Here is a 25,146-nt window from a genome sequence, read left to right as displayed (position 1 = left end):
AGGTCACAATGGCTGGCACGGTAAAGCGCGATTACAGCCTGGTCGGCGAAAGCACGCGCAGGGCGATCGAAACCGGGCTTGCCTCGGCGGAGTGGTACCACACGGATGTTCCCCGCAAGGCGATCAAGGAGTTGATGCAGCGCTCAGACGGCCCGGCGATCCGCGACACGATCATCTGGATCGTCGCCATCCTCGGCTCGGCCGCCGGCGCCATCTATTTCTGGGGTACCTGGTGGTGCGTGCCGTTCTTCTTCGTCTACGGCGTGCTCTACGGCTCGTCCAGCGACTCGCGCTGGCACGAATGCGGCCATGGCACTGCCTTCCGCACGCGCTGGATGAACGATGTCGTCTACCAGATCGCCAGCTTCATGCTGATGCGCAACCCGGTGACCTGGCGCTGGAGCCATGCCCGCCACCACACCGACACCATCATCGTCGGCCGCGACGCCGAGATCGCCGTGATGCGCCCGCCGGACCTTTTGCGTGCGGCGCTGGCTTTCACCGGCATCCTCGATTTTCGCTATTCGCTTCCGGCACTGGTACGCCAGGCGTTCGGCAAGCTGACGCCCGACGAGAAAAGCTACGTTCCCGAGATGGAACAGCACAAGGCCGTCATCGCGGCGCGCTGGCACATCGCCGTCTACATCGCCACGATAGCACTCGCCCTCACCATGCAGTCGTGGGTGCCGGTGGTGCTCATCGGCGTGCCGCGCCTCTACGGCACCTGGCACATGGTGATGACCGGCCTGCTGCAACACATCGGTCTGGCCGACAACGTCGTCGATCACCGGCTCAACACCCGTACCGTGTACATGAACCCGATCAGCCGGTTCATCTACTGGAACATGAACTACCACGTCGAGCACCACATGTTTCCGATGGTGCCCTATCACGCGCTGCCCAGGCTGCATGAATTGATCAAGCACGATCTGCCGGAACCGAACCCGTCGATATGGCATGCCTATCGCGAGGTCTGGCCTGTCCTGCTCAGGCAGCTCAAATACGAGGATTATTTCCTCAAGCGCGAACTGCCGCCAACCGCACGGCCCTATCGTGGCGAATTCCACGAAGTGAACATGTCGGCAGCGGCTGAGTAGGTACTGCGCACCAGCGCAACGCAGAAATTTCGGGAGAAGCAGAGATGGCCGATTGGGTCGAAGCGTGCGCCGTGGACGATGTCGAAGAGGAAGATGTCATCCGCTTCGACCATGGCGGCCGCACCTTCGCGATCTACCGTTCGCCGGACGATGAATTCTTCGCCACCGACGGGTTTTGTACGCATGAGAAGGCGCATCTGGCCGATGGGCTTGTCATGGACGACATCATCGAATGCCCAAAGCACAATGGCCGCTTCAATTACAAGACCGGCCAGGCCAAAGGGGCTCCCGTCTGTGTCAATCTGCAGACCTATGCGGTCAAGGTGGAAGCTGGCAAGGTGATGATCCAGATCGCCTGACCGGCCTTCTGTCACGTAGCAAAGGGAACCAAAATCCATGAGCCGGAAAAGACCGACCGTCGCAGACCTGCGTGCCATGAAGGGCAAGCGGCAGCTGACGATGCTGCGCGTGCTGACGATGGACGAGGCCGAGGCCGCCGAACGCGCCGGCGTCGATATCGTCTCGGTGCCGCCGGAGCTGGTGCTCAATCCGCAATACCGCGATGCGGCACCCAGCCTGTTCACCATGCCGGGTGAGAATTTCTTCGAAATCGGCACCGCCGATGATTTCGTCCGCTGGGCGTTCCGGCTCTACAAGGCCAGCGCCGATGCCGTCTATTGCAGCGCCGGCTATGCCACCATCAAGCGAATGGCCGACGATGCCATTCCGGTGATCGGCCATGTCGGCCTCATCCCGTCACGCGCCACCTGGACCGGCGGCTTCAAGGCTGTCGGCAAGACCGCCGACACCGCCATGCAGGTGTTCGAGGCGGTGAAGCAACTGGAGGCCGCCGGCGCGATCGGCGCCGAGATCGAAGTGGTGCCGGTGGAAGTGGCCAAGGCGATCTCGGAACGGACGTCGCTGATCATGCTGTCGATGGGAGCGGGCACCGGCTGTGACGCGCAGTATCTGTTCGCCGACGACATTCTTGGCCAGAACCGTGGCCACATGCCGCGCCATTCCAAGGTCTATCGCAATTTCGCCGCCGAATACGATCGCCTGCAGGCCGAACGCATCGCCGCCTTTTCCGAATATGTCGCCGATGTGAACAGCCTGGCGTATCCCGAAGACAGGCACGTCGTGCACATGGACCCGGACCAGCTCAGCCTGTTCCTGGAGAAGATCGAAGCCGCATGAGATACGCCGGCTGCGGCACGAAGCATCATCGCGGATCGTAAAAGGCCGGTTCGGCGCCAGGGCCAGGTCATCGCATGGCGGCTGCGATGCCACACGAAAGTTTGTTGGTCCAGGTCTGGACGGCACCGGCCGGATGCTGTTGAAACCGGTGGGTCATCGGTTTGCCGGACAATTGTGCGGTTGCCGATGGAGCGGGTGAAAATTCCCCTTCGGACAGTTCTTTGCATGACCGCCATTCCCGAAAACAAAGCCTTGCCCGAAACCGCGCCGGCGGCGCGGCAAGCTCGGCGGGTGGCGCTGATCGTCGCCGTCGCCTTTTTCATGCAGCTTCTGGATTCGACCATCATCTCGACCTCGCTGCCGCAGATGGGAGAATCCTTCGGCGTGCCGGCGGTGGCGATGAGCATCGGCATCACCGTCTATATGCTGACCATGGCGGTGTTCGTGCCGCTGTCCGGCTGGCTTGCCGACCGTTTTGGCGCGCGCAACATCTTCCTCGTGGCGATCGCCCTGTTCACGCTGGCCTCGCTCGTTTGCGGCATCTCGCAGAACCTGGCCGAGTTCGTCGCCGCGCGCGCGGTGCAGGGCCTGGGCAGCGCGCTGATGACGCCGGTCGGCCGCATCCTGGTGCTGCGCAATGCGCCGAAATCCGAGCTTCTCAACGCCACGGCGCTGATCACCTGGCCGGCGCTGTTTGCGCCGGTGGTCGGGCCGGTGCTTGGCGGCTTCATCACCACTTATCTCTCCTGGCACTGGAATTTCTTCATCAACATTCCGCTTGGGATTGCCGGTTTGACGCTGGTCGCCCGCTTCATTCCCAGCGACCGCGAAGCTGGGGCCAAGCCGCTCGATTGGCCGGGCTTCCTGCTGACCTCGGTGGGGCTCGCCGCGATGCTCTATGGCCTCGAGCGCATCGCGCATCCGCAGGAGGGTGTGTTGCCGACCGTGGCACTGCTCGGCATGGGCATTTTGGTCGGCTGGCTGGCGGTGCGGCATCTGCGACGCGCCAACCATCCGCTGCTCGATCTCACAGCTTTCAAGGTGCAGACCTTTGCCATCTCGACGCTGTCGGCCGGCACGATCTTCCGCATCGCCATCAACGCCACGCCGTTCCTGCTGCCGCTTTTGTTCCAGGTCGGCTTCGGCCTGAGCCCGGTCGATGCTGGCATGATGATCCTGGCCTATTTTCTTGGCAATCTCGGTATGAAGGCGGTGACGACGCCGACGCTGAGGCGCTTCGGTTTCCGTTCGGTGCTGATCGTCAACGGGGTGATCGCCTCTTTGTCGATCATGGCCTGCGCGGCGCTTTCGCCGCAGACGCCGCAAGCGTTGGTGGTGGTGCTGATGCTGATCGCCGGCCTTTCGCGCTCGATGCAGTTCACCGCGCTCAACACACTGGCCTTCGCCGATGTGGCCTCACCGCAGCGTAGTTCGGCGGCGACGTTGTCCAGCATGCTGCAGCAGATAGCGATGCTGTTCGGCGTGGCGGTGGCGGCGGCACTGCTCAACCTGTCACAGATCGCCAGGGGCGCGGCAGCGCTCGATCTCGTCGACTTCCGCCTTGCCTTCCTGGCGATCGGCGCAATCGGGCTCGTCGCCTCGTGTCGCTTCCTGGCGTTGCCGAAGGCTGCCGGCGCCGAGGTCTCGGGCCATGTTTTGCGGATTTGACGCGGGAATCCAGCGGCAATCGCGGACATAAATTATGCCTGCTTCGCTCGTTCCGGAGCAAACCTTTGCCAGCGGTCCGATCGGCGCGATCAATTGCAAAACAGCTTGAGTTCCTGGCATTGCGCCAGCCTCGCCAATCGGCGCGTCCAACCGCAGAATTTCCTCGCAAGCCGGCCTGCAATGCGCGGATTCATTTGACGAATTGGTCTTGAGCCGATTAGCTTTCGTTCCGATGGCCGCAGAGGGAGCAGGGCGTAGCCATCGCGGGTGAAAGCGGGCAATGAACGCGACCGGCTGGCTAAACTGGAGAAGCCTGAACCAGGAGGGCATTGTCTTTGCCATCGCGGTTGTGCTGTTCATTGCCGCCGCCATCGGACTGCCCGGGTTTATCAACTCGAACAATCTCGTTGCCATCGTGCGCTCGGTCTCGGTGCTGGGCATATTGGCGCTCGGCATGGCGGTCGTCATCATCGGCAGGGGCATCGATCTCTCGGCGGTGGCGATCATGGCGATGTCGGTCGCGTGGTATCTGCAACTGCTGAATTCGGGGATGTTCGACGGGCTGGCCTTCGCCTATGTGCTCGCCGGTGTTCTCGCCATCGGGCTGTTGAACGGAATCCTGGTCGCCTACGCCGAGGTCCCGGCGATCTTCGTGACGCTGGCGACCGCATCCTTCGTCTTCGGCTATGTGCGTTCACAACTGATCACGCAGGACGCCGTGCCGGTGCCGCCCGGCCATTGGGTCGAGCTTCTGGGCGGGCTGCGTTTCCTCGACATCCCGATCGAGGTGTTTGTCTTCGCCGGGCTGGCTTTCGCCTTCTTCCTGTTCCTGCGCTACACCAAATGGGGCCGCTACGTCTATTTCGCCGGTGACAACCCGGTCGCCGCGCGCAACATCGGCATTCCAGTGCGCCCGATGCTGGTGCTGCGCTACGTGCTGTCGGCCCTGGTCTCGCTGGTGGCCGGCCTGCTCACCGCCGCCAGCCTGCATTCGATCAACACCCGCATCGTCAATTCCACGCTGCTCTACGACATCGTGCTGGTGGCGGTGATCGGCGGCATCGGTCTGTCGGGCGGGCGGGGCGGGGTGCGCAACGTGCTGGTGGGTGCCGCGCTGATTGGCATCCTGCTCAACGCGATGACCATCATCGACATTCCGCTGCTCTATCAGAACCTGATCAAGGCCGCGATCCTGCTGGCGGCGATCATCGTCGATGGGTTCATCAATCCGCGCGACGAGCAGACCGCGCAGCAAGGCGATATTTAGACTGACGCGAACGGTTGGGGCCGGCCGCGAACGACAACGACCAAACCAGAGGATGTGACATGAAAATCATCAGGACGTTTATGGCTGCCGCGGCAGCGCTTGCCGCCTCCGCATTCGTGGCGCCAGGCTTCGCGGCCGAAGATCCGGGTCCGGGCGCCTATTCGCAAGCACTCAAGGGCAAGCGCGTGATGCTGGTCCCGATGGCGATGGGCTTCGACCTGGCACAGGGCTGGGCGCATTACCTGAAGACGGAGGTCGAGGCCTGGGGCGGCGTGTTCGAGACGCGTGACCCGAACTGGGTGGTCGATGCCGGCGCGCAGGCGATAACCGACGCGATCTCGTCGGACGCCAGGCCGGACGTGCTGATCATCCACTCGCCCGACCTCAACTCCTATGCCAAGCTGATGAAGAAGGCGCAGGCGGCCGGCACCTATGTGCTTTTGGTCGACAATCCGGCGAACTTCCCGGCCGATGCCTTTGTCGGCAGCGACTGGGATCGCCTCGGCCAGCTGGAAGCCGAAGCGGCGATCAAGGGTTGTGGGCCGAACTCGTCCAAGAAGATCGGGCTGGTGCAGGGCGACCAGGCCAACTCATCGAGCCTGTACCAGTATGCCGGCATCATGAAGGTGCTGGACAAGAACCCCGACTTCAAGGTCGTGGCCAAGCCGGACTCCAACTGGGATGCGACGACCTCGCGCAACGTGACGACGACGATGCTGCAGCAGAACCCCGACATCTGCGCCATCATCGATTTCTGGGACGGCGACGCGACCGGCGCATCGGCTGCGATCCGCGATGCCAAGCTCGAAGGCAAAGTCTTTCTAGTCACCACCGGCGGTGGCGAAAAGACTGCCGACTGCGACAAGCTGCAGGACGGCACCTATGGCGCGGTGGTGATGACCGACCTTGCCCGCCAGTCGGGCGACATGAACGCCGTCATCAAGTTCCTGTTGCAGAGTGGCCAGCCGGCCGGCACCTCGCACACCTACATCTATACGCTGGAGAAGGCGACAACCAAGGCCGACCTCAAGCCAGACAGCTGCTGGGACTTGAAGGCACTGCAAGCCCAAGCTGCGGCCAAGTAAACCGCGGGTCCGTTGCAAGCATCGACGAGGTGGCCGGACCGGGTTCGGCCGCCTCTTTCTCTCTTGAGTGGCAGCAGCAACCGATGTCCTTTCGCGAACGCCTTCAATCCTGGCGCTACAATCTCGTGCCCGACCACCTCGTCGGCGAGATCCTAAGCAAACGCTGGACCGACAACGCCATTCCTTTCCTGGCGCTGGTGGCGACGCTCAGCGTGTTCGGTTCGATCATCCCCGGCTTCTTCAAGCCGATGTCGCTGCAGGAATCGACCCGCCAGCTCGGCGAGTTCTCGCTGGTCGTCAGCGGCATGACGGTGGTCATGCTGGGCGGCGGCATCGACCTTTCGGTCGGCTCGATCTTCGCGCTGTCCTGTTTTTCCGCCGTGTTCGTCTTCTTCATCCTCGAACAGTCGGTGTGGCTGGCGCTGGCCGCCTCGATCGTCACCGGCCTGCTGTTCGGCGCGATCAATGGCTATCTGATCGGCTATTTCCGCCTGCGCGCTTTCCTGACGACACTGGTCACCTTCATTTTCGGGCGGGCGCTGTTCGACATATTGGTCACCACCTATGCCGCCGACGTGCAGCTTTCCGATGCCACATCGGATGTGCTGGACTTCATCGGCGACGATACCTTCTGGGGCCTGTCGGTTGCGGTGTGGGCGGCGATTATCCTGGCCATCATTACCCACGTCGCGCTGACGCGCTCGCGGCCCGGCTGGCACGTGCAGGCGGTAGGCGGGTCGCGGCGCTCGGCCCACAATGCCGGCATCCGCGTGCGCCGCACCGTGTTCATGACTTATGTGTTCTCCGGCTTCTGCGCCTCGCTCGGCGGCTTTCTCATCGCCTGCCGGCTGAGCGGGGCAGGGCCGGGAACCGGCCTCAACCTTGAGGTCATGGCGTTGACGGCGGCGGTCGTCGGCGGCGTCAGCCTGGGCGGCGGCCGCGGTTCGGTGATCAAGGGGCTGATGGGCGCGATCATCGTGCTGACGATGACCAACGGGCTGATCCGGCTGGGCTATGGCACCGGCACCAACCAGATGGTGCTGGGCATCATGCTGGCCGTCGCTGTCACCATCGACATTCGCTGGCTGAAGAACCGCCACAAGGTTCTGGACGAGGTCTATGTCGCACCGGTCTACCTGAAGATGGGGGCAACGCAGTCGGCGGCACCGGGTTCGGGCACCCCTTACGAACTCGACAACCGATTGTCGGAGGCCGACCATATCGGGCTCGGCGAGCTGGAAGGGCCGGAAGACGTCATCCTCGACCGCGACGACCATCTCTATTGCGGCACCAGGCATGGCGAGATCGTCCGCTTCTTCGCGCCGGACTACAAACGCTCGGAGGTCTTTGCCCATATTGGCGGCTTTCCGCTCGGCCTGGCCTTCGACAAGACAGGCAATCTGATCAGCTGCGTTGGCGCGATGGGGCTTTATTCGGTCTCGCCGCAGCGCGAGGTGAAGCGGCTTTCGGCGGAAACGTCACGCTCCTGGACTTCGATCGTCGACGATGCGCGGCTGCGCGACCCCAATGATTGCGACATCGCGCCGGACGGCCGCATCTACTTCACCGATTCCACCAAGCGCTATGACGCGCACGACTGGGCGCTGGATTCGATCGAGAACCGCGCCACCGGGCGGCTGCTTGTCTATGATCCGAAGGACGGTTCGACCAAGACATTGCTCGACGGCTACCGCTATACCAACGGCGTGTGCATGGCGCATGACGGCAAGTCGCTGTTTTTTGCCGAAAGCTGGGCCTGCCGCGTGCATCGCTATTGGCTGGTGGGGCCGAAAGCAGGCACCGCCGAATGCGTCATCCGCGACATGCCGGGCTACCCCGACAACATCAACCGAGCGTCAGACGGCAATTACTGGATGGCCTGGCTCGGCATGCGCACGCCGAGCTTCGACCTGTCGCTGCGCCATCCCGACATGCGCAAGCGCATGACGCGCCGGCTGCCGCAGGACGAATGGCTGCTCCCCAACATCAACACCGGCGGTGTGGTGAAATTCAACGAGAAGGGCGGCATCGTCGAGGCGATGGGCGACCTGTCGGGCGCCGCGCATCCGATGGTGACTTCGATGCGCGAGCACAAGGGTTTTCTGTTCGTCGGCGGCATCCTCAACAACCGCATCGGCCGCTACCGGATTGCCGGCGCCGACCCGAACTGGACCAGCCCCGCTTCTTACTGGGGTGCCAAGCCATGATGCTGGACCCGATCCTCGACATCTTTCGCGGCAAGGCGGTTACCATCCCGCCGCTCGACGGTGCCTTCAGGCCGAACACGCTGCTGGACGATGTTGCGGCCTTCGCCGAACTGCCCGAGCCCGACAATCTGCTGGTCGCCGACGGCCGGCTGCTGGCGTCCAGCGGCAATGCCGTCTACGCGCTCGCCGCCGGTGGCGCGCCTGTTCTGGTCGAGACATTTCCGGCCGCCGTCACCGCGCTCGCGCGCTCGCCCGCCGGCGAACTGACGGTCGGGCTCGAAAGCGGCAGGCTGCTGATTGCAGGCAAGGAGGCCGCCCTGCCGGCCGAGATCCGCTGCATAACAGCACTCGCCTACGCAGAAGATGGCACACTTTGGCTGGCCAATGGCTCGGCCGAACACGCGCCGTCGGAATGGGCCGCCGATCTGATGAAGAAGGGTGCGTCGGGTTCGCTGTGGAAGCGCGATCCGGCAGGCAGCGAATTCCGCAAGCTCGCCGGTGACATCGCCTTTCCCTATGGGCTGCATCCAACCGGCAAGGACGTGTTGGTCGGCGAGAGCTGGCGGCACCAACTCGTCCGCTTCGACGGCGCGACAGGCAGCCGCTCGACGGTGCTGGCGCATCTGCCCGGCTATCCCGCGCGGCTATCGCCCGCCGCCGATGGCGGTGCCTGGCTGGCGCTGTTTGCGCCCCGCAACCGTTTGATCGAATTCGTGCTGCAGGAAAAGCACTATCGAAACGACATGCTGGCGCAAGTGTCGCCGCAACACTGGATCGCGCCGGCACTCGCCTCCAACCGCAGCTTCCTCGAGCCGCTGCAATGCGGCGGCATCCGCACCATGGGCATCCACAAGCCATGGTCGCCGAGCCGCTCCTACGGGCTGGTGGTCAGGCTCGATCGGGACATGCGGCCGCAGTACAGCCTGCACAGCCGCGCCAACGGCACGCGCCACGGCATCTGCAGCGTGGCGGAGACAGACGGTCGCCTGTTCATTGCCTCGAAAGGCGGCGATTGCCTGCTGGCCATCGATCTGGCTTCAGGAGGGCATCGCTGATGGAACCGATCGTCCGCCTGGAAAACGTGACCAAGACCTATCGCGGTGTGCCTGCGGTGAAGAATGTCAGCTTCGAGCTGCGCAAGGGTGAGATCCACGCGCTGCTCGGCGAGAACGGTGCAGGAAAATCGACGCTGACCAAGATCATCGCCGGCGTTGTCGACGCGACATCGGGAAAGATGTTCCACAAGGGTCAGGAGATCGCCTACGCCTCGCCGCATGCGGCACTTGAAGCCGGCATCGCCATGGTGTTCCAGGAAACCAGCCTGGTGCCGTCGATGACGGTGGCGCAGAACCTCTACCTCGGCACGGAGCGCTTTCTCAACCGGCTGCGCGGCACCTATATCTCGGCGCAGCAGTTCCTGCAGTCGCTGAATTTTCCCGTCGACCCCAATGCCATGGTGGCGACGCTGGGCGCGGCCAAGCGGCAGATGGTCGAGATCGCGCGCGCCGTCCACCACAATGCCGAGATCATCATCTTCGACGAGCCGACGGCGACGCTGACGCCAGAGGAAAAGCGGCACTTCTTCGCGCTGATCCGCCGGCTCAAGGCAAGGGGCGTGTCGATCGTCTTCATCAGCCATGCGCTTGAAGAAGCGCTTGATATCGCCGACCGCATCACCATCCTGCGCGACGGCGAGCTGGTGATCACCGACGACACCGCAGCCTTCGATCGCGACAGGATCGTCGCGGCGATGGTCGGACGGACGCTGTCGGGACAGCTCTACAGCCAGCGCGACGAGGCCAGGCTGCGCAGGGCCGGCAGGAAGGTGCTGTCGGTACAGGACATCTCGATGAGCAATGTCGTGCGCAACAATTCCTTCTCGATCTTCGAGGGCCAGATCACCGGCGTGTTCGGGCTGATCGGCTCGGGCCGCACCGAGACGTTCAAGATCGTCTCCGGCATCTACAAGCGCGACTTCCTGCGCGGCGGCAGCATTGAACTGCACGACCGGCCGGTGCGCTATCTCGTCCCCAGCGAGGCGGTGGCGGACGGCATCGTCTATGTCACCGAAGACCGCAAGAGCGAGGGGATTTTCGAGACGATGGACGTCGCCGAGAACCTGTTCGGCGGCTTCCTGGCGGCAGGGCGGGAAAAGGGCTGGGTGATCAATGCGCAGGAGATGCGGGCGCTGTCTGCCGAATGGACCAGGACGCTGAACGTCAAGGCGATCAACGATAATGCGCGCGTGGTCGAGCTTTCCGGAGGCAACCAGCAGAAGGTGGTGATCGGCAAGGGGCTGGTGCAGAAGCCGCGCATCGTCATCTTCGACGAGCCGACGCGCGGCGTCGATGTCGGCGCCATCGCCGAGATCCACCAGATCATCAACCGGCTGGCCGATGAAGGCCTCGCAGTCGTCGTCATCTCGTCCTACCTGCCGGAGATTATGAACCTGTCCGACCGCATCCTGGTCTGCCGGCAGGGCCGCATCGTCGAGGAGTTCTCGCCGGCGGAGGCGACGGAGGAGAAGATCATGTACGCGGCCGTGCATTAGGTTCCCGGGCGATGCGTACTTCGACAATTGGCCGAGTCGCCAGTCCATTCGTCATCCTGGGGCGAAGCAAGGAGCGCAGCGACGCGGCGCAGACCCCAGGATCCATGCCGCGACTTTCGAGTGCTGCAGCGGTGCAGAATTCTGTTTCGCTGCGTTCTTCGGCTAAGGTCACGGCATGGATCCCAGGGTCTCCGCGACGGAGCTTCGCTCCTGCTTCGCCCAGGGATGACGAAGGTGAGGGGCCTCGGCCAGCCTTACGGTCTTGCCTCAGCGCGTCAATTGCTGGTTCATCCAAGGCGGTTAGTCGCCTTTTTTCCCGACCTGATTCAACGACCTCGCATAACGATCCAAACGAAAGGACCAAGCCATGGCCACGACGAAACTTCTGACCGATGCCGAGGTCGAGGCGATTCCCGCCGTGAAGGCTGTGTTCGACGACATCCGCGCGACGCGCAAATCCGATTTCGTCAACAATTTCTGGCGCGGGCTGGCCAATGATCCGGTCTCGCTGAAGCGGGTGTGGGAACAGCTCAAGGCGGTGATGGTCGCGGACAGCGCCATCGACCCGCTGACCAAGGAGATGATCTACATCGCCGTCTCCACTGCCAATGGCTGCTCCTATTGCGTCCACTCGCACACCGCCGCAGCGCGGGCCAAAGGCATGACCGACGCGCAGCATGGCGAGTTGGTGTCGATCATCGGGCTGGCCGGGCAAACCAACCAGATGGTGACGGCGCTGCAGATCCCGGTCGATCCGGAGTTCGAGGTGAGGTGAGGCGCGGCGCCTTCCCTTCTCCCCTTGTGGGAGAAGGTGGCCGAGCGAAGCTCGGTCGGATGAGGGGTGCTGGACGGATCGCGGCCTTGGAGACGTAAGTGCTTCAAATCGCTTGAATTTTCTCCGCCGAGTTTCTTCCAGCACCCCTCATCCGTCTCGGCGCTACGCGCCGATCCACCTTCTCCCACAAGGGGAGAAGGGATGCGCGCTACACCGGCCGATATACCTTCGCCGCCGTGTTCCAGAAGATATCCGCCTCTGCCGCCGTGCCGTGCTTGCCCACCGCTTCCCGGTGCGCCCTGATCAGCTCGGCATGGCTGGTCCACAGCTTCTCGATCGGGAAGTTCGAGCCGAACATCAGATGATTGCTGCCGAGGATGTCGATGGCATTGTCGACGATATAGGCGATCAGCGCCGGGTCGTTGCGGTGGACGAAGGTGCCGAGGCCGGACAGCTTTGCATAGAGGTTGGGCGCCGCTGACAGCGTGCGCAGGCCGGACTTCCACGCCTCGGTGGTCTCCGGCTCCATGTCGGTCAGCATGCCGGCGTGGGTGAGGATGAAATTCGTCTCGGAGTTGTCGCCGACGAGCGTCAGCCCGTCCTTCATCTGGGCGGGGAAAAGCTGCAGGTCGAAGGACAGGCCGTAATCCTTCAGCCGCGCGACATTGGCCCGCACCTTGGGATCGATGACCTGATCGGCCGAGGCGGCGAAGCGGAAGGCCGGCGTTCCGTGCCAGTGCAGCTGCATGCGCACGCCGCGCAGCAGCGGATACTTGATCAGCCGGTCGATCTGGGGCCTGATATCGTCCACCGTCATGTCGGCATAGCCGACGATGGCGTGCGGCCAGCCGGTTTCTTCCGCGGTCTTCTGCAGGAACGCGACCTCGTTCTCGAAATCCTCCTTCGCCCAATTGGTCTGTACGTAGACCGCCTTCTCGACGCCCGAACCTTGCTGGTCGGCGAGGAATTCCTCGATCGGATAGTCGCGGCGGATCGGCTCGTAGGGGCCAAAGATGCGCGGCACCATCGGTCCCCGCAGCCAGGGCTGGTCCTCTCGGCGCCAGATGTGGAAATGCGCGTCGATCGCCTTCTGCATCACAAAACCCTCTTCCAGATTGCCGCGGCCGCCGGGGCGGGGCGGGCGAGCGACAGGATGAAATCGGTGAGGCCGGCGATCGAGGAGCCGTCGACCAGATCGTCGAGCACCGGCAGGATGGCGCGAAGTGCTGCCGTGGCCGGCCGGAAGCGCGGGTCGCCGGCCAACGGCGTCGCCAGCGAAAGCCGAAAGGCGCGCGCGCTCAGCCGGCGCATCGCCGTCTCCAGCTCGGCATGGTCGCCGCGCTCCAGCGCATCGGACAGGATGACGATTGCCGCCCCGCGCGCAAAAGCGGAGAAGCGCGGCACCGATAGAAACGCGAGCAGCGTCGGTCCCATGCGGGTGCCGCCGTCCCAGTCGTCGACCTGGGCAGCGGCGCGGGCCAGCGCCTGGTCGCGGTCGCGAATGCGCAGCGCCGAGGTGATACGGGTCAGCCGTGTGCCGAAAGTGAAGATTTCCGCCCGGTCGGCGCCTTGCACCGCCGCGTGTGCCAGCTTGAGATAGTCTGATGTGTAGAGCTTCATCGAGCCGGACACGTCGATCAGCATGAGAAGCTTGCGCGGCACTGTCTGCCGCCGGCGCAGCAGCGGCGAGGGGATATCGCCGTCGGCACTGACGATTTCGCGCAGCGAGCGGCGCAGGTCGAGCTTGCCGCGGGCATTCGTGCGCACGGTGCGGAAGGAGCGGCGCGCGGGCAAAGCGGTGGCGAGCTTGCGGCGGAAGGCGGCAAGCCCGTCGCTATCGCGATGGAACTCGCGGACGCTCAACTGTTCGCTCGCCGAAGACAGTTCGCCGCCTTCCTCCTGGCGGATCACTTCGATTCCCTCTTGGCTCGTTCCGCCATCGTCCTTGACGCGCGTTTCCTCGTCGGCCTCGCCTTCGACCACGGCAGCGGTGCTGCCATAGAAATGGCTCCGGAAATGCGCCTCGAACTCGTCGCGGCGGTCGGGCGGCGGCGCCAGCGTGGCAAGAGCCGCCTCGTGGATGTCGGCCATCGAACGGGGACCGAGCAACGTCACCGCTTGCATGAAGCCGGAGACCTGCTCGGGTGCTATGACAAAGCCGTAGCGGCGCAGAAGGCGGGCAAAGCCGAGCAAGGGTGCTGCTCCTTGAGGCAGGCCCGCCGCGCTCACGCCAGCGCCTCCTCGACAATCTTGCCGAGCTCGGGCGCGATGCAGGAAAGGTCCTCCTCGTCCTTGATCAGCACGCCAATGGCCCGGCGAAATGCTTCCGGCCACGGACTGCCGCCCTTTTCGAGGATGGTCGCGGCATTGGCCCATTCGACCGCCTCGGCGATGCCTGGTGGCTTGGCCAGCGGACGGGCGCGAATGTCGCGCACGGCCGAGGCAACGGCGCGGGCCGTGGCCTCGGCGACATCGCCGGTGCGCAGCATGATGATCTCGGCTTCGCGCCCGGCGTCGGGATAGGTGATCCAGTGATAAACGCAGCGTCGCCGCAGCGCTTCGGCCAGTTCACGGGTGCGGTTCGAGGTCAGGATGACGATCGGCTGCGCCGTCGCGCGGATGGTGCCGCGCTCGGGAATGCTGATCTGGAAATCGGACAGGAACTCCAGCAGCAGCGCTTCGAATTCATGGTCCGAGCGGTCGATCTCGTCGACCAGCAGCACGCGCTTTTCCGGTGCCTTCAGCACCTGCAGCAGCGGCCGCGCGATGAGAAAACGGTCGTCGTAGATGTCGACCTCGTGCTCGCCGGCATGGCGGATGGCGAGCAGCTGGCGCTGGTAGTTCCACTCGTAGAGCGCGTGTGCGGCGTCGATGCCCTCATAGCATTGCAGCCGCACCAGATCGCGTCCGAGCACCTCGGCTATCGCCTTCGCCGCTTCCGTCTTGCCGACGCCGGGCGCGCCTTCGAGCAGCAGCGGCTTGCCCAGCCGGATCGCCAGGAAGATGGCGGTGGCCAGGCTCTCATCGGCGAGATAGTGCGACGCGGCGAGGCGGGACGCCACCGCCTCCGGCGAGGTCGCGACGGTCTCGGCACTTCTCTTGGGCATTTCCAGCACTCAGTTCGGGGCTTGCGCCTTCAGCGCCCGCAGGATGCGCTCCGGCGTGATCGGCAGCGTGTCGATGCGCACACCGACCGCGTCGAAGACGGCATTGGCGACCGCCGGGATCTGCGGGTTGGCGCACATTTCGCCCGGCCCCTTGGCGCCATACGGCCCGTCCGCCGAGGGCCGTTCCAGCACGATGATCTCGGTTTGCGCGAGATCGCCAGGACCCGGCATCAGATATTGGTTGAAGTCGGTGCCGCCATGGTCGCGGTTGGGATAATAGGGCTCGGTCGTTTCGTAGAGCGCATGGCTGATGCCCATCCACGAGCCGCCGACGAGTTGCTGCTCGACCATTTTCGGGTTCAGCGCGCGGCCGATCTCGAACACGTTCTTCACCGTCAGCACGGTGACCTCGCCGGTCTCGTCGTCGACTTCGACCTCGGCCACTGTGCAGGCGTGCGCGTAGCAGGTCGAGGGCTTCATCGCGCCGGTTTCCTTTTCGGGATAGGAGCGCGGGATCAAAAACATGCCGCGGCCGGAAATCGAACGGCCGCGCTTGAAATGCGCCGACAGCGCGACATCGAAGATCGAGATCGATTTCTGCGGCGCGCCCTTGACCAGGATGTTGCCCTGGCCATCGGTCTCGAGGTCCGAGGCATTCACCTCCAGCTCCTCGGCCGCCACTTCCAGCATCACCTGGCGGGCTTCCCTGGCCGCCTGGATGACGGCGTTGCCGGCGCGGTGCGTGCCGCGCGAGGCGAAGGTGCCCATGCAATGCGGGCCGGTGTCGGTGTCGGCGGTGTCGACGACGACGCGGTCGGTCGGCACGCCGATCGTCTCGGCGCAGATCTGCGCCATGATCTGCTTCATGCCCTGGCCGAGGTCGACGCTCGACAGCGTGACCATGAAATTGCCGGTCGGCGTCGAATGGACCAGCGCCTGGGTCGGGTCGCCGCCGAGATTCATGCCGGTCGGATAATTGATCGCGGCGACGCCGCGTCCGCGCCTGATCGCCATCTCAAGCTCCCTTCGCGTAAGACGACATCGCCATGAATTTTTCCGCTACCGGCCAGTTGGCGGCGCGCGAGGCTTCCTGCATGCACTCGATCAGCGCAGCACCCTCGGTCGGCTGCCGATGTGCTTTCATGTCGCCATCGCGATAGGCGTTGATGAAACGGAATTCGAGCGGGTCCATGCCGATCAGCCGGGCGAGCTTGTCCATCTGTACCTCTAGCGCGAAATCGCCAATGGTGACGCCGAAGCCACGCATCGCCGAGGACGGGGTGCGGTTGGTGTAGACGCAGTAGGTGTCGATCCAGACATTCGGGATCGTATACGGGCCGGGATAATGCCCGGCGCCCTTCTGCGCGCCGTAGGGCGAATGGCGCGAATAGGCGCCGGCGTCGGTGTAGCCGGTCACTTTGCGCGCGACGATGCGGCCGTCGTTCATGACGCCGTCCTTGATGACGACTTTCTCGGCGGCGCGCGGCGAGGAAATCTGCATCTCTTCCTCGCGGCTGTAGATAAAACAGACCGGTCGTCCTGTTATTTTGGCGCCAAGGATGGCAATCGGCTCGACGATGACGTCGACCTTGCCGCCAAAGCCGCCGCCGACAGTGCCGCCGACGAAATGCAGCTTGTTGCCGGGCATCTGCAGGATGATCGAGGCGTTATCGAGGGTGAAGAACATCGCCTGCGTGTTGGTGTAGCAGGTGAAGCGGTCGTTGCCCTCCGGCGCGACGATGCAGCCGGTCGTTTCGGTCGGCGCATGCTCGATCGGTGAAGACTGGTAGGTCTGTTCGAGCACGTGGTCGGCCTCGGCGAAGCCTGCCTCGACATCGCCGAAGCGCACCTTGCGGCATTCGCCGCTATCGTAGAGGTAATAATTCCGGCCGTGATATTCGTTGACGATCGGCGCGCCGGGCTTCAGCGCTTCGTCCATGTCGAAGACAGCCGGCAGCACTTCGTAGTCGACCTTGACCTTGGCGGCGGCTTCCTGGGCGGCGCGCTCGGTCTCGGCCAGCACCGCCACCACCGCCTCGCCCTTCCAGCGCACCTTGCCGTCGGCCAGCACCGTCTCGTCCTCCGGCCCGATCTGGATCAGGATCAGGATGGTGTAGACATTGTGCGGCACATCCTTGGCGGTCAGCACCTTGACGACGCCGGGGTGCTTTTCCGCCTCTGACGTATCGATGCTGCGGATGCGGGCGTGATGATGCGGGCTGCGCACCATCTTCAGGTGCAGCATGCCGGGAAAATTGCGGTCGGCGAAATAGGCGGTCTTGCCGGTGACATGGCCGGGCGAATCCGAACGCGGCCGCGGCTGGCCGATCTCGTGCAGATCGTCCTTGCGCTGGTCGGCAAAGTAGCTCTTGCGGAGTTCCATCTTTTTGACTCCCCTCAAGCCGCGTTCTGCGAATTGGAGCGCGCGGCGCTCAGCACCGCCTGGATGATCGGTTCGTAGCCGGTGCAGCGGCAAATATTGCCGGACAGTGCCTCGACCACATCCTCGCGGCTGGGGTTCGGCGTGTGATCCAGCAGCACCTTGGCGGCCATGATCATGCCCGGCGTGCAGAAACCGCATTGGGTGGCGAAAGCATCGAGGAAAGCGCGTTGCAGCGGATGCAGCACGCCGCCTTCCGCCAGTCCCGAGGTGGTGGTGACGGTTGCGCCATTGCAGGTCTCGGCCAGCGTCAGGCAGGACAGCCTGAGCTCGCCGTCGATGATGACCGAGCAGGCGCCGCAAGTGCCTTGATGGCAGCCGCCTTTTGGCGAGGTGTCGCCGATCTTGTCGCGCAGCGCATGAAGCAGCGTCGTGCCGCTGTCGATGAATTCGGCCTTTTCGGCACCATTGAGCGTGAACTGAACCGGGACCTTTGCCATCTTTTTACTCCTTGCGCCGCAGCCAGGCGGACATATGCGCCACGGTCTTTCAGGCGAGCAGCAGCCGGCCGAGATGGACCGGCAGGACTTCGTTGCGATACCAGGCGCTGGCGATCGGATCGGTTGGCGGCGAAGTGCCGTGGCGGGCAGCGGCCAGTGCCGGTGCGATGCCGTCGCTGCTGAGTTTGCGGCCAATCAAGGCTTTCTCCGCCGCCCTGGCACGGATCGGCCGGTCGGCCATGCAGCCGAACGCGATCCGCGCTGACGACACGGTGCCGTCCGGCGCCTGTTCCAGCACGGTGGCGATGCTCAGCACCGAGACGCCCTTTGGCTTGACCCGCGACACTTTCAGGAAGCGAAAGCCGCCTTCGGTCGGAAGCGTGAAGCCGACCGCGGTAACGACGGCGTGGTTGCTTTCGCGTTTCGCCAGGAAGGTTTCGATCGGCAGCTCGCCGTCGCCGGTGCTGACCGTTGCGTCCAGAGCCAGCAGCGCAACGGTGAAATCGCCGTAAGGCGTTGGCGCGAAGAGATTGCCGCCGACGCTCGCCATGTTGCGGATCGCCGGGCCGCCGACGGCGCGCGCGGCGTGGGCTAGCGGGGCGAGATCCGGATGGCGGGCGATCGCCGCCATGGTCACCGAGGCGCCGATGCGGACCTCGCCGCCGGAAATGTGGATGACCGACAGCGCCGGTTCGGTCGACCTGACGAAACCGGAGATCGACACGTCGCCTTCATTGGCGGCGCGCACGACCAGTGTGCCGCCACCGAGGTAGCGGGTGCCGGCGGCTTTCAGCGCCGCGCCGGCGTCCTTCACCGTCGCGAAAGTCTGCAGTGCAAGCGCCATGGAACGCTCCCTTTACGCCTGGCTCCGGCCGGCAAAATGGGCCTTCAGGGCGTTGAAGCCGCCCTGGAAGACGTTGGCGCCCATGCCTTCGGCCAGCTTGTCGGCTTCCTCTGGAGCGGCGTCGAAGCTGGCGGTCCATTCGGCATAGGTGCGGTCGCCGTCGGTAACCCGCCGCAATTGCAATGTCGCCTTGTGGTTGGTGAGCGGCTGCGGCGTCTCCAGGATGGCGTAGCTGACGAGGAAGTTCTCGTCGGAGAAATCGAGCAGCTTTTCGCGCAGGCGGGCGCCGCTGGCGAGCTGGAAATTGCGCACGCAGCCGATCGTGCCGGCATCCTTGCCGTCCTCGATATGGCTTTCGATCATGCGCGGGTGCCAGGTCGGCAGGCCGTTGAAGTCGCGTATGCGCGCCCAGACCTTTTCGACCGGTGCGTCGATGACGCTGGAGATGGTGACTTTCGCCATATGATCGTTCCCTTGCAAATCAGCTGCTTGGGAGGGTAGGGCGGCAGGCTCGGCAGCGCTTATCAATGCGTCTTGAACGCCTATCAAATAGTCTGAAAAACGGGCGCTCAGCTGATCGCCCGCGCCGCTTCGCGGTAAAGCGTCGGCGGGACGCCGACATGGTCGCGGAAGAAGCGCGAGAAATTGCCTTGCGTGGTGAAGCCCAGATTGCAGGCGACCGAGATCAGCGGCTCCTGCGACCACTGCAACTGCCGCACGGCTTCCTCCATGCGCAGCGTGTTCCAATAGACGTTGGGCGTCAGATTGGTCTGTTCCTTGAACAGGGCGAAGAAATGCGGCCGCGACAGGCCGACGCTGCGCGCCACGTCGTCGAAGCAGATACGCTCGCAGACATTGGCTTTCATCAGCTGGATCGCCTTGCGGACGCGGAAATCCTGCATGGTGCTGACGCGGGTGCGCACGGTCTGCGGTGCGGAGGCATCGGCGGCATCGAGCACGCTGTCGATGAAGCGCTCGATCTCGTAATTGGCGATGTCGTCGATGCTCTCATTGTCGCTGAGATGGTCGAGGAGGTTGGCCGCTGCCTTGTGCAGCCAAGGCTCGAGCGTGATCGCCGGGGCGGAGAACAGCGGCGCGGCGGAAGGCAGCTCGCGGCGTTTCCGTGCCCAGTCCGGATCGATGTAAAAGGCGAGGAACAGGCCGGGCGTGCCGTCGCGGGACAGAGCGTGGCTGTGCGGCTGGAAGGAATTGATGCCGGCGGCGGTGCCCGGTCCAAGCCGCACCGTCTCGCGGCCGATGGTCATCTCGCCGGCGGTGCCTTCCAGCCAGATGATGATATGCGCCTCGACGTGGGCATGGGTGACGAAGTCGCTGGCGACGTTCAGGACAGAAACATGTCCGAACCGGCCCCAGTAGAGCCTGATCGCTTCCGTCATGGGTATATCCTCCCGCAGGCGACTGGCCTCCCTTCGCCTGCTGCGAGCGATTGTGCGGCGCAGTTCGGGCTTGCGTCAAGACGGATGTGCACGTCCGGGCGCCGGCCATGCGCCGCACCGGCGGATTATCAGACCCGGCGATAGGAGGAAGGCGAGCGTTTCCAGGCCAGTATGGCTAGTCCGACGCGGTAGGCCGGCGACCAGCGCCGGCGAGGCCTCGAGGCCGGCAATTCAACCGGCGAACGATCTATGATTCAGCGTCGGGATGCGGCCGAGATTCAGTCGTTGCGCCTGAAATTGCGGATGCGGTCGAACAGCACGGCGAGCAGGATGGCGCCGCCGATGAACACGCCTTGCCAGAAGGCATTGATGCCGAGCAGGCCGAGGCTGTTGCGGATGACCTCGATCAGCGCCGCGCCGACGACCGCGCCGAAGGCTGTGCCCATGCCGCCGGCCAGGTTGGCGCCACCGATGACGGTGGCGGCGATCACCTGAAGCTCCATGCCGTTGCCGAGATTGGTGGTGACCGCGCCCAGCCAGCCGGTCTGGATGATGCCGGCAAGGCCAGCCGCCATTGCCGAGATCATGTAGACGACGACCTTGATCTGGCGCACCGGAACGCCGGTCAGCGTTGCCGCATGCTCGTTGCCGCCGATGGCGAAGATGTGCCGGCCGAATTTCGTCCAGCGCAGCACAAAGCCGGTAATCAACGCCAGCACGATCATGTAAAGCACCGGATTGGCGATGCCGAACACCCAGGCGCCGCCGCCCAGCGCCAGCAGCTTGTCGTGATCCGGCCCGAACTGGAAGACGACGGTGTTGTTGGAGGCGACCATGGCTAGGCTGCGCGCAATCGACAGCATGCCGAGCGTCACCACGAAGGGCGGGAAGCCGAGATAGGCGATCAGAACCCCGTTGAAGGCGCCGATGATCAGCGCTGTGGCGATCGCAGCGCCAATGCCGATCTCGATGCCGTAGCCGGCATGCATGGTGACGGCCAGCACCATCGAGCACAGGCAAAGCACCGAGCCGACCGACAGGTCGATACCGCCGGTGATGATGACGAAGGTCATGCCGAGCGCCACGATGGCGACGAAGGTGACGTTGCGGGTGATGTTGTAGAGGTTCTTGGTCGTGGCAAAGGAATCCGTTGCCACCGACAGGAACAGGCAGGCGAGGATGACCGCGATCACCACCCAGAAGGTCTGGCTGGCAAACACCTTGCTCAGCAAGGTGTGCTGCTTGTGCGCGATCGTCTGATCAAGGGTGACTGCCATTATCGACCTTTTTTACTCATGGTTGAGGCGTCAATCATACCTGTTCGATGGCGCCGGTGATGAGCCCGGTGACTTCTTCCGGCGAACTCGATGCGATCGTCTTGTCGGCGACCTTGCGGCCGCGCCGCATGACGATGACGCGGTCGGCGACGTCAAAGACGTCGGGCATGCGGTGGCTGATCAGCACGACGGCGATGCCCTGGTCGCGCAAATGGCGGATCAGGTTCAGCACCTCGGCGACCTGGCGCACCGAGATCGCCGCCGTCGGCTCGTCCATCAGCACGATCTTGGCCTGCGAAAGCATGGTGCGGGCGATCGCCACCGCCTGCCGCTGGCCGCCCGACATTTGCTTGACCAGGTCGCGCGGGCGCGTTTCGGATTTCAACTCGGCGAAGATCTGGCCGGCACGCTTGTACATCGCGGCATAGTCGAGGATGCGAAGCGGCCCGAGGCCGCGGCGCAATTCACGGCCGAGATAGACGTTGGCGGCGGCCGTCAGATTGTTGCACAGTGCCAGGTCCTGATGGACGATTTCGATGCCGTGCTGGCGCGCCTCGACCGGCTTGTGCAGGATCAGCTCCTTGCCGTCCATCTGCATCGTGCCATGGCTCGGCGGGAAATTGCCGGCGATCATCTTGACCAGCGTCGACTTGCCGGCGCCGTTGTCGCCCATCAGGCCGACAACCTGTCCGGCCTCGATCGACAACGAAACGTCGTTGACCGCCTGGATGGCGCCAAAATGCTTCGAGATGTTGGTGAGTTCGAGAACCGCCACCAGTCTTCTTGCCTCCCCGTGCTTTGCGGCCTGCGGTTCTGCCGCGGCCATTCGCTCTCCCCAGTTCCTCCCGGAAGCAGCGATTTTGCCCATTTACGCATATGCCTCCTTGGCGTCAACCACGGCTTCTTTCGAAAAATCAGTTTTGTAGGACAAATAGCATTGACGTCGGTGACAAGGCGATATTAGCTAAGTGTCGGAGGAGCTTGCGCCGAGCCACCGGGTTGCCGGAAGGATCGGTGAGGGTTTGTCGGTCAGGGATCTGGTAACCAGCGATGTCTGTCGGTGCCGGTCTGAGACTGAATATGAAAATGCTTATCGACCTGGCTTGGCGACACGAGTGCGACGTCCTCTGTCATCTTGCTCCGGGTCGATCTGTGTGTGGCGGGCACGCCGTGTCCGTTTGTTTCAAAGGGAGGACTGACATGAGAAAATCACTATTGCTCGCTGCCGCCGCCGTCATGGCGCTGGGTGCCGGGCCGGCCATGGCCAAGAAACAGCTCGTCATCGTCGTGAAGGGGCTCGACAATCCATTCTTCGAGGCCATCCACCAGGGTTGCGAGAAGTGGAACAAGGAAAACGCCAGTTCGGAATATGAGTGCTTCTACACCGGACCGGCATCGACCTCGGATGAGGCCGGTGAAGCCCAGATCGTCCAGGACATGCTGAGCAAGCCCGATACGGTGGCAATGGCGATTTCGCCATCGAACGCGCCGCTGATCGCGCAGACGATCAAAAGCGCCAATCCGTCGATCCCGATCATGACCCTCGACGCCGACCTCAGCAAGGAAGATGCGGCGCTGCGCAAGACCTACCTCGGCACCGACAATTACCTGATGGGTCACAAGATCGGCGAATACATCAAGAAGGCCAAGCCGAATGGCGGCAAGATCTGCACCATCGAAGGCAATCCGGCCGCCGACAACATCCTGCGCCGCGCGCAGGGCATGCGTGACGCGCTGTCGGGCAAGGACGGCCTCGCGGCGCTGGCGGGCGAAGGCGGCTGGACGGAAGTTGCCGGCTGCCCGGTGTTCACCAATGACGACGGCGCCAAGGGCGTGCAGGCGATGACCGACATCCTCGCCGCCAATCCCGATCTCGACGCCTTCGGCATCATGGGCGGCTGGCCGCTGTTCGGCGCTCCGCAGCCCTACCGCGACCTGTTCAAGCCGATGGCCGACAAGATCGCCAGCAACGCCTTCGTCATCGGCGCCGCCGACACGATCGGCGACGAGGTGGCGATTGCCCGTGACGGGCTGGTGACCGCGCTGGTTGGCCAGCGGCCGTTCGAGATGGGCTACAAGGCGCCCTCGGTGATGATCGACCTGGTCGACGGCAAGCCGGTCGCCGATCCGGTGTTCACCGGCCTCGACGAATGCACCAAGGACACCGTCGACACCTGCATCCAAAAGTAGGTCGGCAATTTCGGGGCGCCCTTCGACGGGTGCCCCGTTCGCACTGTCCATACAAAACGCACGAGGCGACGCTGCTTTGGAGCGTAGGCCGCTGCTTTGCCGTGCCCTGAGTTCAGGCTTTCGACAAGCAGTTGCCGGGGAATACCAATGCCGGACGCGACATCAAAAAAGCGACCCGCCAAATTCAAGGCAGAGCCTGAGCGGCCGGCCGGCGTTCGGCGTGCCGACGCAGCACACTTTCCCGGCTCGAGCGTGCATGCGTCGCTGGCCAACGAAATCGGGCTGAGGATCGTGCGCGGCGACTATCCGCCAGGAACCATCCTGCCCAACGAAGCCAAATGGTCCGAGACCTTCGACGTCAGCCGCTCGGCGGTGCGCGAAGCCATAAAAATGCTGATGGCGAAGAGCCTGCTGGCGTCACGCCCGAAGATCGGCAGCTGGGTCGAGCCGAAGGAGCGCTGGAACCTGCTCGATCGCGACGTGCTGGCCTGGTATGCGACCTCGCCGGACCGCGAGGTGTTCCTCAGGACCGTGCAGGAATTCCGCCACATCATCGAGCCGGAGGCCAGCGCCTTTGCCGCCATGCGACGCACCGACGAGCAGATGGCCGAGATCAGCCAGGCCTGCCGCGAGATGGGCGAGGCGACCAACCTGCAGGAGCGCACCCGCGCCGACACGCGGTTCCACCTCGCCATCCTGCGGGCCTCGGGCAACGATCTGCTGGTGCCGCTCGGCGTGCTGATCGAATCGGCGCTCGACCATTTGTTCCAGTTCGTCACCCGCGAGACCAGCGATCAGCGGCGGGCGCAGGCACTGCACGAGGCAATCGAGAAGAACATCCGCCTGCAGCGGCCCGCCGCAGCCCGCGCCGCGGTGCACAGGCTTCTCGCCAACACCGACGACGTTATCGGCCGGTCGCGGCGGTGATTTATACCGCAAAGTCCGGCGCCGCCCCTCATCCTGCTGCAGCCCTTCTCCCCGTATAGTGGCGGGGAGAAGGGGCTGGCCGCGATCTTGGCACACTCTTTTGCAATGGAAATAGTTGGCGAAATCATCAGCGAAAGCGTCCTTCTCCCCGTCACTATACGGGGAGAAGTGCCCGGTAGGGCGATGAGGGGCGGCGCGGGCGTTGATTGAAAAATAGTGCGCCGTGCGCATTGCCCATGCGCTTAGATCGTCTGCATTTTTCGCATCCTTGGCCGGCATGACGTCGACACCGTTGAGCTTTGTGCGACCGGGGGCGTATTTTGTTCTTGCTTTGTGCCGGCAGCTATGCTACTAATTTCGTTATGGTGCCAATTGGCTCCAACGACCCGCCCACCGAGGCGGTTTTTTTGTTTTTGGCTTCTTCCGATCGGAAGTGCGCGTGCTTTGGTGCACAGACTTCTCGCCAATACCGACGTTATCGGCCGGTTTCGGCGCTGATTCGATCGTTTCTCGGCCAACTGCGTGTAAGTCGGGTCAACCAGCAACGAAGGTCGATCATTCCCGTCAGTCGCAAATCGCAAATTTAGGAGATTAGAGCCTTTCACGTTTTGATGGAAGCGTAGCCGGCGTTTGCGAAGTAGTTGTTGCATTCGGTTGCCTCGATCGTTTCAACGAGG

General features: G+C 63.8%; 23 protein-coding genes. 12 read left to right on the top strand and 11 right to left on the bottom strand.

Annotation, left to right across the window (positions count from 1 at the left end; translation table 11 throughout):
• Positions 1-8 precede the first annotated feature (8 nt).
• From NKI24_RS26900 to NKI24_RS26855, 10 genes are all read left to right on the top strand, one after another.
• A complete protein-coding gene (locus NKI24_RS26900; protein ID WP_352541109.1) occupies positions 9-1,097 on the top strand; it encodes a fatty acid desaturase family protein in 1,089 nt (362 codons plus the stop codon).
• 44 nt (positions 1,098-1,141) lie between these two features.
• Positions 1,142-1,456 carry a MocE family 2Fe-2S type ferredoxin gene (locus NKI24_RS26895; protein ID WP_352465283.1) on the top strand — a complete coding sequence of 105 codons (315 nt, stop codon included), beginning with the start codon at positions 1,142-1,144 and terminating at the stop codon, positions 1,454-1,456.
• Between the two features lie 37 nt (positions 1,457-1,493).
• Positions 1,494-2,294, top strand: a complete 801-nt coding sequence (locus NKI24_RS26890; protein WP_023675787.1) for a 3-methyl-2-oxobutanoate hydroxymethyltransferase — start codon at positions 1,494-1,496, stop codon at positions 2,292-2,294.
• Positions 2,295-2,519: 225 nt separating this feature from the next.
• A complete protein-coding gene (locus NKI24_RS26885) occupies positions 2,520-3,962 on the top strand; it encodes a DHA2 family efflux MFS transporter permease subunit (protein ID WP_352749749.1) in 1,443 nt (480 codons plus the stop codon).
• 280 nt (positions 3,963-4,242) lie between these two features.
• Positions 4,243-5,229 carry an ABC transporter permease gene (locus NKI24_RS26880; protein WP_352749747.1) on the top strand — a complete coding sequence of 329 codons (987 nt, stop codon included), beginning with the start codon at positions 4,243-4,245 and terminating at the stop codon, positions 5,227-5,229.
• A 59-nt stretch (positions 5,230-5,288) separates the two neighbouring features.
• Positions 5,289-6,314, top strand: a complete 1,026-nt coding sequence (locus NKI24_RS26875) for a sugar ABC transporter substrate-binding protein (protein ID WP_352458300.1) — start codon at positions 5,289-5,291, stop codon at positions 6,312-6,314.
• 83 nt (positions 6,315-6,397) lie between these two features.
• The gene (locus NKI24_RS26870) at positions 6,398-8,521 is read left to right on the top strand and encodes an ABC transporter permease (RefSeq protein WP_352749744.1); all 2,124 of its coding nucleotides are present in this window, start codon (positions 6,398-6,400) and stop codon (positions 8,519-8,521) included.
• Positions 8,518-9,576, top strand: a complete 1,059-nt coding sequence (locus NKI24_RS26865; protein WP_352749742.1) for an SMP-30/gluconolactonase/LRE family protein — start codon at positions 8,518-8,520, stop codon at positions 9,574-9,576. Before NKI24_RS26870 ends, NKI24_RS26865 begins: the two co-directional genes overlap by 4 nt.
• Positions 9,576-11,072, top strand: coding sequence for a sugar ABC transporter ATP-binding protein (locus tag NKI24_RS26860; protein ID WP_352452743.1), 1,497 nt, complete (start codon positions 9,576-9,578; stop codon positions 11,070-11,072). The genes NKI24_RS26865 and NKI24_RS26860 overlap by 1 nt, the downstream gene beginning before the upstream one ends.
• A 367-nt stretch (positions 11,073-11,439) precedes the next feature.
• A complete protein-coding gene (locus tag NKI24_RS26855) occupies positions 11,440-11,847 on the top strand; it encodes a carboxymuconolactone decarboxylase family protein (protein WP_352453751.1) in 408 nt (135 codons plus the stop codon).
• A gap of 208 nt (positions 11,848-12,055) precedes the next feature.
• On the opposite strand, the gene NKI24_RS26850 is transcribed toward NKI24_RS26855, so the two are convergent.
• The 11 genes from NKI24_RS26850 to NKI24_RS26800 form a co-directional block, all read right to left on the bottom strand.
• Positions 12,056-12,943, bottom strand: a complete 888-nt coding sequence (locus tag NKI24_RS26850) for an amidohydrolase family protein (protein ID WP_352453752.1) — start codon at positions 12,941-12,943, stop codon at positions 12,056-12,058.
• The gene (locus NKI24_RS26845; protein WP_352453753.1) at positions 12,943-14,076 is read right to left on the bottom strand and encodes a vWA domain-containing protein; all 1,134 of its coding nucleotides are present in this window, start codon (positions 14,074-14,076) and stop codon (positions 12,943-12,945) included. The genes NKI24_RS26850 and NKI24_RS26845 overlap by 1 nt, the downstream gene beginning before the upstream one ends.
• On the bottom strand, positions 14,073-14,954 hold the full coding sequence (locus tag NKI24_RS26840; protein ID WP_352749739.1) for an AAA family ATPase: 882 nt from the start codon (positions 14,952-14,954) through the stop codon (positions 14,073-14,075). Before NKI24_RS26840 ends, NKI24_RS26845 begins: the two co-directional genes overlap by 4 nt.
• Positions 14,955-14,963: 9 nt before the next feature.
• Positions 14,964-15,968, bottom strand: a complete 1,005-nt coding sequence (locus NKI24_RS26835) for a xanthine dehydrogenase family protein molybdopterin-binding subunit (RefSeq protein WP_352571738.1) — start codon at positions 15,966-15,968, stop codon at positions 14,964-14,966.
• Between the two features lies 1 nt (position 15,969).
• A complete protein-coding gene (locus NKI24_RS26830) occupies positions 15,970-17,337 on the bottom strand; it encodes a xanthine dehydrogenase family protein molybdopterin-binding subunit (protein ID WP_352749737.1) in 1,368 nt (455 codons plus the stop codon).
• A 14-nt stretch (positions 17,338-17,351) separates the two neighbouring features.
• A complete protein-coding gene (locus NKI24_RS26825; protein WP_352453757.1) occupies positions 17,352-17,834 on the bottom strand; it encodes a (2Fe-2S)-binding protein in 483 nt (160 codons plus the stop codon).
• A 49-nt stretch (positions 17,835-17,883) separates the two neighbouring features.
• Positions 17,884-18,678 carry an FAD binding domain-containing protein gene (locus tag NKI24_RS26820; protein WP_352453758.1) on the bottom strand — a complete coding sequence of 265 codons (795 nt, stop codon included), beginning with the start codon at positions 18,676-18,678 and terminating at the stop codon, positions 17,884-17,886.
• A 12-nt stretch (positions 18,679-18,690) separates the two neighbouring features.
• Complete coding sequence (locus NKI24_RS26815; RefSeq protein WP_352453759.1) at positions 18,691-19,140, bottom strand: SRPBCC family protein; 450 nt, start codon at positions 19,138-19,140, stop codon at positions 18,691-18,693.
• Positions 19,141-19,247: 107 nt separating this feature from the next.
• A complete protein-coding gene (locus NKI24_RS26810; protein WP_352453760.1) occupies positions 19,248-20,075 on the bottom strand; it encodes a helix-turn-helix domain-containing protein in 828 nt (275 codons plus the stop codon).
• 278 nt (positions 20,076-20,353) lie between these two features.
• Entirely contained in the window at positions 20,354-21,352 is a 999-nt protein-coding gene (locus NKI24_RS26805) for an ABC transporter permease (protein ID WP_352453761.1), read from the bottom strand.
• A gap of 34 nt (positions 21,353-21,386) precedes the next feature.
• Entirely contained in the window at positions 21,387-22,127 is a 741-nt protein-coding gene (locus tag NKI24_RS26800; RefSeq protein WP_023675804.1) for an ATP-binding cassette domain-containing protein, read from the bottom strand.
• Between the two features lie 425 nt (positions 22,128-22,552).
• Between NKI24_RS26800 and NKI24_RS26795 the strand changes: the two genes are divergently transcribed.
• Positions 22,553-23,542 (top strand): sugar-binding protein, encoded by a 990-nt coding sequence (locus NKI24_RS26795; RefSeq protein WP_023675805.1) that lies wholly within the window; start codon positions 22,553-22,555, stop codon positions 23,540-23,542.
• Positions 23,543-23,689: 147 nt separating this feature from the next.
• Positions 23,690-24,469, top strand: a complete 780-nt coding sequence (locus NKI24_RS26790) for a FadR/GntR family transcriptional regulator (RefSeq protein WP_352749733.1) — start codon at positions 23,690-23,692, stop codon at positions 24,467-24,469.
• The last annotated feature ends 677 nt before the right edge of the window (positions 24,470-25,146 follow it).

This window comes from Mesorhizobium sp. M0701 (assembly GCF_040320365.1).
Lineage (GTDB): Bacteria > Pseudomonadota > Alphaproteobacteria > Rhizobiales > Rhizobiaceae > Mesorhizobium.
This window is presented reverse-complemented; position numbering and strand designations above follow the sequence as displayed.